Consider the following 7,129-nt stretch of genomic DNA (forward strand, 5'->3'; position numbering starts at 1 on the left):
TCGGTGAAGCGCTTAAGCAGGCGACTACGGGGGTGACCACTCGGTAATGTCATCTATTTTCCCTTAACCCTTTAAATTGCACTTCCAGCTTTCCATTAAACCTAAAAATGGAAAATCCCGGATATAAGTAGTAGCAGAGTTCAGGGATTTCGCCAGTTAGCTTTTCAACTGTTTTTCCAGCCAGTCACAAATTTGATTCAGCGCTTTATCAAAACTGGCAAAAACCGGCTTGGCAGGAATCGCCAGCGTCTTGCCCTGCGAGGAGGAGTTAGCGATCAATTGCGCGTCCGCTTCCGGACCGAAAATATCATCCGGCCAATAAGCCGCCAGCATCGGCGTTGGCGTGCGGCGCCCGAGCAAGCCTTGCACCTTCAGGGAGTAGCGATTGAGCTCAATGCGCAGATTGCTGTCGGAAGTGGAAGACATACCCAGGCGGCTCGCCAGCATATCCATGTACATATCCGGCAACTGCTGCTGTTGCTGCGCATCGACAAACACGCTGTGCACCATCGCACCCAGCGTCGCCACCGCGCGGACTCGCGGCACTTCCAGATAGGCCAGACGCGTCGCCACGTTGGCACCGAAGCGGTAGCCCAGCAGCGCCACGCGGGTGTGATCGATCCACGGCACATTGCTCAGTTCACGCAGCACCTGCTGATGCACCTGGCTGGTGTCTTGATTGAGCATCCATTTGCTGCTGAAGCCTACCGACGGCATATCCAGCGTCAGCATGGCGATGCCGCGCGGCGCGAGATAGTCATGGAACAGGCGATAATGATCGCTCTGCAGCGAATCAAGGCCGCCGCACAGCAGCACCGTGGGATATGGCGCTTCGGCCTGCGCAGGCATGTGCAGGAAGCCCGTTACCGGACTGCCGCCGCTCATTGGGAAGGTCAGGGATTTCAGCTCGCCCGGCAGACGCTGCGTGGCTTCTTCGTAGGCGCGATTGGCCAGCACCTGTGCCTGATCGGCCTGCTCATCGCCTTTAATGTAAGGATAAGCCGCGAGGCTGAATAGATTGGCGGCATGCAGCCAATGCTGGCCTGCGTCGTCATGATTCTCGCTTTCTAACGCGCGCTGCTGCCAGATGGCCGCCTGCTTCGACCACTCGTAATTCCAGTTACCACCGCGATAACCAATCACCGTATCGAGCAGGGCTTCATTGGTGCGCTCAAACTCGCTCACCGCAATACGCGCCAGCACTTCACTGATCTCTTGCGGCGACAACCCGCGCCACGTCCACAGCAACTTGTTCAGCATGCGATACCAGCCGCGCTGCGTATCGCCTTCGAGGGCGTTATGCACCTGCACGGCGGCGTGATGCTGGCGGTGCACTAATGAGGAGGTTTCCGGGTGTTTAAAACGCGGTTTGAACAGTTCTTCGCTCAGGTTTTTATCAGACATCTCAGCTATTCTCCTGCCAACAACGTGGCGATGGCTAAGAGTGTACTGCACCCGTGATACGCGCGCGAGGCGCAGAAAGCACAACGCCCGGCATAACCGGGCGTTGTTTGCGATGCATCAATCAGGCGCCTTTAACGATTGGCGGGATGTAGACCACGCCCATGTCCCAAGGCTGCTCGATCCAGGTGTTCTGCGGGATATCGACAATGTAGTCGTCCACCAGCGCGCGGCCAGCTGGCTTGGCGAAGATGGTGCAGAAACGCGCTTTTGGATACATATCGCGAATCGCCTGCGCGGTGCCGCCGGTATCCACCAGGTCGTCAATGACGATGAAGCCTTCACCGTCGCCTTCGGCACGCTTCAGCACTTTCATTTCGCGCTGATGATCGTGATCGTAGCTGGAGATGCACACGGTATCGACATAGCGAATACCGAGTTCACGCGCCAGCAGCGATGCCGGAACCAGACCACCACGGCTTACCGCGATGATACCTTTCCACTGTTCCACAGGAAGCAGGCGCTGGGCCAGTTTACGGGCATGGATTTGCAACATGTCCCAGGTTACGACGTATTTTTCGCTCATATAAAGGAATCCCGGCCAAGAAACTTGGCTTAAAAAATATGCAAGGGGGAAAAGGTTGCGCGAGATTATAAGGATCTGACGCCTTAAAAACCAGCATCTGTCTTACTGGTTGCAGGTTTTTAGCGCGCCTGATTACGCACCCGGCGAGAAACAGTGATATTCTCAGGCCCATCACGTCAGATGTTCTGACGACGATTTTTACTGGAAACCCGCGTGCGTGCGGTCTGTCCGCCACGCTGACACAGGAGATGCATGGTGTCTGAATTGTCGCAACTTTCACCCCAACCGCTGTGGGATATTTTTGCCAAAATCTGTTCCATTCCGCACCCTTCTTACCACGAAGAAGCACTGGCCGAATACGTTGTCGGCTGGGCAAAAGAGCAAGGTTTTTGGGTTGAGCGCGATCAGGTTGGCAACATCCTGATTCGTAAACCCGCTACCGCCGGTATGGAAAATCGCACGCCGGTGGCGCTGCAGGCGCACCTTGATATGGTGCCGCAGAAGAACAATGACACGGTGCACGACTTCACCAAAGATCCGATTCAGCCGTACGTTGATGGCGAATGGGTGAAAGCACGCGGCACCACGCTGGGCGCGGATAACGGCATTGGTATGGCGTCTGCGCTGGCGGTGCTGGCTGACAACAGCCTGATCCACGGTCCGGTTGAAGTGCTGCTGACCATGACCGAAGAATCGGGGATGGACGGCGCCTTTGGTTTACAGCCGAACTGGCTGCAGGCCGACATTCTGATCAACACCGATTCGGAAGAGGAAGGTGAGATCTACATGGGTTGCGCCGGTGGTATCGACTTCATCACCACCTTGCCGCTGACGCGTGAAGCGATTCCTGCGGGCTATGAAACCCTGAAGCTGACGCTGAAAGGCCTGAAAGGCGGTCACTCCGGTGCTGATATTCATCATGGTCTTGGCAACGCCAACAAACTGCTGGCACGCTTCCTCGCGCTGCACGCGCGTGAACTCGATGTGCGTTTGATCGAATTTACCGGCGGTACGCTGCGTAACGCTATCCCGCGTGAAGCTTTTGCTACGCTGGCGATCGACAGCCATAAAGTTGACGAATTGAAATCGGCTGCGGCCCATTTCCAGGCAACGCTGCTGAACGAACTGGGCGTGAAAGAGAAGAACATCGCCGTTGTCGCTGAGTCGCTGGCGCATCAAGGCCAGGCGCTGAACGCTGACAGCCGCGATCGTTTCCTCAACCTGCTTAACGCCACACCAAACGGCGTGATCCGTAACTCCGATGTGGCGAAAGGCGTGGTGGAAACCTCGCTTAACGTCGGCGTGGTAACCATGGATCAGAACAATGCCGAAATCATCTGCCTGATTCGTTCACTGATCGATACCGGTAAAGATTGGGTGGTTGAAGTGCTGACCTCGCTGGCCGATCTGGCCGGAGCGAAAAGCGCACCAAAAGGCGGTTATCCGGGCTGGCAGCCTGATGCCGATTCACCGGTTATGGCGCTGACGCGTAAAACCTACGAAGCGCTGTTTGGCAAAACGCCGAACATTCAGGTGATTCACGCCGGTCTGGAGTGTGGTCTGTTCAAGAAGCCGTATCCGAACATGGATATGGTTTCGATTGGCCCAACCATCACCGGCCCGCATTCGCCGGATGAACAGGTTCACATTGAGAGCGTGGGTCTGTACTGGAAACTGCTGACCGCGCTGCTCAGCGTGGTGCCAGAAAAAGCGTAAGATTGCGCTTTCGCGATAAACCCGGCTTCGGTCGGGTTTTTTTATGCCTACAGTCCGAGCACCAACTGCCGCTCCAACTGCGGATCCACCATCGTGACATGCAATCCCACCAGTCGCACGCCGCGCCCTGCTCTGCGCTCATCCCACGCCTGACGCGCCACCGCGATCATGTCGTCTTTATTCAGCACCGACCAGACATGCTCCTGCGTGGTTTGCTGGAAATCATTGAACTTGAGTTTCACACCTTGCCGAGCGATCTGTTTATCCGGCTTGATGGCGGTTAAGCGGCGATCCAGCTCCGCATAGAGAAAATCAATAATCTCCAGACACTGCTCCCAGCTGTGAATGTCTTCCATCAGTGTGCGTTCAACGCCGAGCGATTTTCGTTCGCGCTCAACCACCACATTGCGCTCATCAACACCGTTACTGCGCTCCCATAAAATACGGCCAAACTTGCCAAAGCGTTTAAGCAGCAGCGCCAAATCGGCACGTTGCACATCGGCGCAGGTAAGCAATCCCATCTCTTCCAGCTTTTTGGTCGCCACTTTACCGACGCCAGGAATTTTGCTCAGCGGCAGCGTCAGTAAAAAATCGGACATCGCGTCAGGCGTAATCACATATTGCCCGTTGGGTTTGTTGAGATCGGAGGCGATCTTGGCGAGGAACTTGATCGGCGCGATCCCGGCTGAAGCGGTTAACCCGGTTTCACGCAGGATATCGGCGCGAATTGCCTGCGCCATCAGCGTGGCCGAACCGTGGCAATGCAGGCTATCGGTAACATCCAGATAGGCTTCATCCAGCGATAGCGGTTCAATCAGCGAGGTGTAACGCGAGAAGATGTCGCGGATTTGGCGGGAGGCTTCTTTATAGGCATCAAAGCGGCCAGGCAGTAGCCGCAGATGCGGGCAAAGCTTGAGCGCCATGCCGGTTGGCATCGCGCTGCGCACGCCATATTTACGCGCCGGATAGTTGGCGGTGCTGATCACGCCACGCTGCACGCGACTGCCGCCAATGGCGATTGGAATATCACGTAAAGAGGGATCGTCACGCATCTCAACCGCTGCGTAAAAGCAGTCCATATCGACATGAATAATTTTGCGCATACGCCCTCCTGAATACTGGATAAGTATACAGCAGCGAAAAATATCGGCAATAATTGTTGAGAGAGAGATTAAAGTTTACAAATTAGTGGTCGTATTCCTTTTAGGAACGCGCCATTTTCTCGGACACTGGCTTGATTAAAAGCCAGACAATGTTAATGTTGCGCTGCGATAGCGGATATTTCCGATAATGCAATACCCGGACGCTCAGCGTCATCGTCTCTCTTCAATTCAAGGTATCTACAGAATGGGCAGAATCGCATTAACGCTTGCGATGATTCTTATGCCAGTCCTTAGCTGGGCAATTAACCCCGAGCCTACGCAACCGCTGGCTCCGGTGAGCAAAGAGTTAAAGAAACAACTAATTGGCACCCCCGTTTTTATTCAGATTTTCAAGGAAGAGCGTACGCTGGAACTGTACGGCAAAATCGGTAATGAATATCGTCTGCTGGACAGCTATCGCATCTGTAATTTCTCTGGCGGTTTAGGACCTAAACGTCGTCAGGGCGATTTCAAAAGTCCGGAAGGCTTTTATAACGTCAAGCTGAATCAGTTGAAACCGGATAGCCGTTTCTATCGCGCTATTAACACCGGTTTCCCGAATCAATACGATCGCGCTAAAGGTTATGACGGCAACTATTTAATGATTCACGGTGATTGCGTATCGATAGGTTGCTACGCGATGACCAATGCGTCAATGGATGAGATTTTCACCTACACCAACGCGGCGCTGCGCAATGGTCAGCAGGAAATTCAGGTCAACATCTATCCGTTCCGCATGACCGACAGCAATATGCAACGTCATAAATACTCGACGTACATAAACTTCTGGCGTGAACTGCAGCCGGGCTATGCGTACTTTGCCAAGTACCGCGTGCCGCCAACCGTGAATGTGACGGCCACCGGCCAATATGCGGTGAACAGCACGCCGGTGATCTCTACACCGGATGCTGCCTCGAAATCATTCCTGGCGCTCACCCAGGCAAAATAATGCCCACTCGCCTGGCACTATCCGGTGCCAGGTTTCATTGCCTGTCAGCGGTTGCGTGGCAATCACTGTCACCACATCTTGCGGCGTCGTTTGCTGCTGAAAATCAATTTCCACATCCTGATCGAGCAACGTGGCTTTGCCAAACGGCGCACGGCGCGTAATCCAGTAGAGATTGGTCGAACAAAACGCCATCAGGTAGCGCCCATCCGATAACAGCATGTTGAACACGCCCTTCTCACGCATTTCTGCTGCCAGTTCGGCAATGTAGCGGAACACCGCTGGCCAGTTGCCCGGCGTGCGCGGATAGCGCTCGGTCAGTTTGTGCAGCATCCAGCAGAACGCTTTCTCGCTGTCGGTTTCACCAATCGGACGGAATGGCCCGGTATCCAGCTGACGATAGCCTTTGAGCTGACCATTGTGTGCGTAGGTCCAGTTGCGGCCCCACAGTTCACGCGTGAACGGATGGGTATTTTCCAGCGACACTTCACCGCGATTCGCCTGGCGGATATGCGCCACCACGGAATGCGATTTGATCGGGTATTCCTGCACCAAACGGGCAATCGGCGAGTTAAAGCTCGGCTGCGGATCTTTGAAGGTGCGGCACCCTTTTCCTTCGTAGAACGTGATGCCCCAACCATCTTTGTGCGGCCCGGTTCCACCGCCACGCTGCACCAGACCGGTAAAACTGAAACAGATGTCCGTGGGGACATTGGCGCTCATCCCGAGCAATTCGCACATAGCAACCGCCTTAAGTTAGATCCTCTCGCGCGCGGCGAGAGGAACGCATCATGACTTAACCATCTCTTTTTCAATCAACAGCATCAGAATATGGATCACTTTGATGTGGATCTCCTGAATGCGGTCGGCATAGCCAAAGTGCGGCACGCGAATTTCAATATCCGCTGAACCTGCCATCTTGCCGCCATCTTTACCGGTCAAAGTAATCACTTTCATGCCTTTTGCGCGCGCAGCTTCCACCGCTTTGATGATGTTGGCAGAGTTACCGGAGGTTGAGAGGCCCAGCAGCACATCGCCTTCGCGACCTACCGCTTCGATATAGCGCGAGAACACATAGTCGTAGCCAAAATCGTTGCTGACGCAGGAAAGATGGCTGACATCAGAAATGGCAATCGCCGGGTAGCCAGGACGGTTTTCACGATAGCGTCCAGTCAGCTCTTCAGCAAAATGCATAGCATCGCAGTGCGAGCCGCCGTTACCGCAGGAGAGCACCTTGCCGCCCGCTTTAAAGCTGTCGGCCAGCAACACTGCGGCGCGCTGAATCGCGTGAATGTTGGCTTCGTCACTCAGGAAGTTGTTAAGCGTATCGGCTGCTTC

At 54.7% G+C, this 7,129-nt stretch carries 7 protein-coding genes; 2 read left to right on the forward strand and 5 right to left on the reverse strand.

Annotation, left to right across the window (positions count from 1 at the left end; genetic code table 11):
- Positions 1-156: 156 nt before the first annotated feature.
- Positions 157-1,404 carry an esterase FrsA gene (frsA, locus tag RTY00_RS16385; protein WP_312665145.1) on the reverse strand — a complete coding sequence of 416 codons (1,248 nt, stop codon included), beginning with the start codon at positions 1,402-1,404 and terminating at the stop codon, positions 157-159.
- Positions 1,405-1,525: 121 nt separating this feature from the next.
- Positions 1,526-1,987 carry a xanthine phosphoribosyltransferase gene (gpt, locus tag RTY00_RS16390; RefSeq protein WP_008108942.1) on the reverse strand — a complete coding sequence of 154 codons (462 nt, stop codon included), beginning with the start codon at positions 1,985-1,987 and terminating at the stop codon, positions 1,526-1,528.
- A 255-nt stretch (positions 1,988-2,242) separates the two neighbouring features.
- Between gpt and pepD the strand changes: the two genes are divergently transcribed.
- Positions 2,243-3,703 carry a beta-Ala-His dipeptidase gene (gene pepD, locus RTY00_RS16395; RefSeq protein WP_312665148.1) on the forward strand — a complete coding sequence of 487 codons (1,461 nt, stop codon included), beginning with the start codon at positions 2,243-2,245 and terminating at the stop codon, positions 3,701-3,703.
- 47 nt (positions 3,704-3,750) lie between these two features.
- Here the strand turns inward: pepD and dinB are convergent, their stop codons facing one another.
- Positions 3,751-4,806: a DNA polymerase IV gene (gene dinB / locus RTY00_RS16400; RefSeq protein ID WP_312665146.1), complete on the reverse strand. Its 1,056-nt coding sequence runs from the start codon at positions 4,804-4,806 to the stop codon at positions 3,751-3,753.
- 244 nt (positions 4,807-5,050) lie between these two features.
- On the opposite strand from dinB, the gene dpaA reads away from it, so the two are divergent.
- Positions 5,051-5,794, forward strand: a complete 744-nt coding sequence (gene dpaA, locus RTY00_RS16405) for a peptidoglycan meso-diaminopimelic acid protein amidase (protein WP_154153769.1) — start codon at positions 5,051-5,053, stop codon at positions 5,792-5,794.
- Here dpaA and RTY00_RS16410 read toward each other — a convergent pair.
- Positions 5,765-6,532 (reverse strand): class II glutamine amidotransferase, encoded by a 768-nt coding sequence (locus RTY00_RS16410; protein ID WP_008108933.1) that lies wholly within the window; start codon positions 6,530-6,532, stop codon positions 5,765-5,767. The two genes, dpaA and RTY00_RS16410, sit on opposite strands and share 30 nt — an antisense overlap.
- A gap of 48 nt (positions 6,533-6,580) precedes the next feature.
- Positions 6,581-7,129, reverse strand: a 549-nt coding sequence (gene lpcA, locus RTY00_RS16415; protein WP_312665147.1) for a D-sedoheptulose 7-phosphate isomerase, incomplete at its 5' end; no start/stop codon positions are given.

The sequence above is a fragment of the Pantoea sp. CTOTU49201 genome, from assembly GCF_032054795.1.
In the GTDB taxonomy this organism is placed as follows: domain Bacteria; phylum Pseudomonadota; class Gammaproteobacteria; order Enterobacterales; family Enterobacteriaceae; genus Pantoea; species Pantoea symbiotica.